This window comes from Azohydromonas caseinilytica (assembly GCF_012927045.1).
Taxonomy (GTDB): domain Bacteria; phylum Pseudomonadota; class Gammaproteobacteria; order Burkholderiales; family Burkholderiaceae_C; genus Azohydromonas; species Azohydromonas caseinilytica.
In genome coordinates this window covers 1-2,625 of the sequence record NZ_JABBFW010000078.1, presented here as the reverse complement: position 1 = coordinate 2,625, position 2,625 = coordinate 1, and the positions used below count along the sequence as shown (strand labels likewise).

The 2,625-nt window shown below is 69.8% G+C and carries 2 protein-coding genes; both read right to left on the bottom strand.

The window, feature by feature from the left end; translation table 11 throughout:
• Positions 1-97: 97 nt before the first annotated feature.
• Positions 98-889 carry an IS21-like element helper ATPase IstB gene (gene istB / locus HHL10_RS29990; protein ID WP_169164088.1) on the bottom strand — a complete coding sequence of 264 codons (792 nt, stop codon included), beginning with the start codon at positions 887-889 and terminating at the stop codon, positions 98-100.
• A 95-nt stretch (positions 890-984) separates the two neighbouring features.
• A complete protein-coding gene (istA, locus tag HHL10_RS29985; RefSeq protein WP_169164087.1) occupies positions 985-2,505 on the bottom strand; it encodes an IS21 family transposase in 1,521 nt (506 codons plus the stop codon).
• Between the last annotated feature and the right edge of the window lie 120 nt (positions 2,506-2,625).

The following is a 2,625-nucleotide window of genomic DNA, read 5'->3' as shown; positions in this document are numbered from 1 at the left end:
CTGTCACGCGTCGGCGTAATCCGGCCACCCAGAGTCGGCATATACCGGCCAGCTTTGCCGGTGCCGAAGGCCGTCTCGAACGACTCCGTTTCAAGGCTTATTTTGATGCGTTGCCAGGCTTGTCTTGCGGTGCCTTCTTCGACGGCGGGGGCACCCGCGGATCACGGTACGACGGGCCTGTCAGCTCCAGGCAGTAGGCGTTGTGACGCAGCCGGTCGATCGTGGCCGAGGCCAGCAGCCGGTTGCAGGCGAAGGCCTGGTCCCACTCGTCGAAGTCGAGGTTGCTGGTGACGATGATGGGCGCCTGCTCGTAGCGCTCGGCGATGAGGTCGTGCAGGTCCTCGTCGGCCGGCGGGCGCAGCGGCTTCAGTCCGTAATCGTCGATCACCAACAGTGGGACGCGCGCGAGCGCGGCGAGCTTGCGCTCGTAGCTGCCGGTGGCGCGGGCGGCATTGAGGCTCTGCGTGAGCGCGGCGCAGGTCGTGAAGGCCACGTCCAGCCCCTGGCGCACCGCGCAGTGGCCCAAGGCCTGGGCTAAGTGCGACTTGCCGATGCCGCTGGGCCCGACGATCAGGACGGGCGCCTTCTCGTTGAGGTAGCGGCCGCTGGCGAGCTCGTGCACGAGCTGGCGGTTGAGCTTGGGGATGCGGTCGAAGTCGAACTGCTCCAGCGTCTTGGTGGTGCGGAACTGCGCGCGGCGCAGCCGCATCGCGAACTTCTTGCTCTCGCGCCTGGCGATCTCGTCGCCGATGAGCATGGCCAGGAACTCGGTGTAAGCCAGCTTGCCTTCGAGCGCCTGACGGTTGCGTGTCTCCAGCGAGTCCAGGATGCCGGAGAGCCGCAGCTGCTTGAGTTGCGGGGCCAGTTCGGGGATGGGGTTGGGAAGCATGGTTTCTTCCTCGTCGGTTGGGAGGCCGTGGACCTCAGGGAGCCCCGTGCACACGTCCACAGCCTCGGGTGCCGTGTGCGCAGAGGAACGCCCGGTCAGTGCAACGGCCCCTTGGCGTCGAACAGCTCGGCGGCCGAGCGCACGAAGCGCGCACGGCTGTATGCCGCTGGCGTGGTGGCCTCGACCAGCGGCTGCAAGTCGGCGTTGCTGGCCAGGATCGTCTTGACGGTGCGGTAGTGCACGCTGCCGTGGGCCAGCGCCCGCGCGCAGGCGGCTTCGAGTCGCTGCGCCCCGTAGCGGCTGCCCAGCGCGATGACGCCTTGCGCGGCACGCAGCCGCTCGGCGATGCGGTCACTGAGCAGCCGCTCGATGAACTCGGTGCAGCGCGCGCCGACGTGCCGGGCCTGTTGTAGGCACCAGTGCTTGTCGTGGGCGAAGAAGGCACGGGCCTCGGGCGGCAGGTGGTCGGTGACGGTGCGGCGCTCGCCCGGGCGCAGCGCGCGCACGTGGGAGCACAGGTGCCGGTAGTCCTCGTACAGCGCCACGGTGGTGTCGGTGGCGCGCAGCCACAGCGTGTGGCCCACCAGCGTGAACGGCACCGAGTACAGCGCGCGCTCGAACTGCACATGGCAGTCGCGGTGCACCACGACGCGGTGCCAGGTGCCCAGGTCCGGCGTCACCGCCGGCAGCGGTCGCAGCAGTGGCCGCTCCAGGGCGAAGAGCACCAGGGGCTTCTGGCGCGTGGTGCCGTGCACCCGCACGCCGGCCTCTTCCATCACCCAGCGGCGCACCTGGGCGTTCAAGTCGGCCAGGTCGCGGAAGGAGCGCGTGGGCAGGAAGTTGGTCTTCAGGTATTTGACTCCGTTCTCGACGACGCCCTTCTTCTGTGGATCCCGTGGGGGGCATGCCTCTATGCGGAAGCCCCAGCCCTCGGCGCACTCGGCATAGGCGCGCTGCACCAGGGGATCGTGGCGGCACGCGGTGACGATGGCGCACTTGGCGTTGTCCACCGTGACGCGCTCAGGGACCCCGTGGAACCACTCGAAGGCCCGGCGATGGCAGCCCAGCCAGGTGGCCGAGCTCTGGTCCCACACGAACTCGACGTACTGGTGGCGGCTGCTGCACAGCGTCATCACGAAGGCCCAGGTGCGCCGCAGCCGCCCGTCGGGATGGGGCAGCATCGGTCCGGCGCCGAAGTCCACCTGGGCCGCCTCGCCCGGCGCGAACGACAGGCGCACCGTGACGTCTGGTGGCGCGGCCTTGCGCATGTGCCGCAGCATCCGCAGCACCGCCGAGTAGCTGCCCATGTAGCCGTGCTCGCGGATGAGCGCGGCGTGGATGGCGCGGCCCTGCACGCCGGCGTCGAACCACTGTTGGACCACCTCGCGCAGCGGCTCGACGCTGGAGACGGTGGACTTGGCTCGCCGCGGCGGACCCAGCGCCGCCGCGATCGCCGTGTCGTCGGGCAGCTCGACGCCGGCATCGAGCCAGCCATGCTGGTCGGCCAGCGCGCGCAGCGCGGTGAGCTTGTCGCGGCCCATGAGCCCGGTGCGCGCGATCTGGCGCACCGTGTCGCCCGCGCGAAGCCGGACGAGCGCTTGTCGGAACTGGAACATCTCGATCCTCCTGCGTCCCACCGGGCGTACCTCCTGGAGCAAAAGCTCGGAAGGTAGCCAAGGGGTCAGGTTCGAGACGCCCGCGGCGCCGGCCGCGGTGGCCGGTATATGCCGACGCTC

Bases quoted from the DNA above. Each gene is read 5' to 3' on its own strand.
- istB (WP_169164088.1), bottom strand. From the start codon at position 889: ATGCTTCCCAACCCCATCCCCGAACTGGCCCCGCAACTCAAGCAGCTG.
- istA (WP_169164087.1), bottom strand. From the start codon at position 2,505: ATGTTCCAGTTCCGACAAGCGCTCGTCCGGCTTCGCGCGGGCGACACG.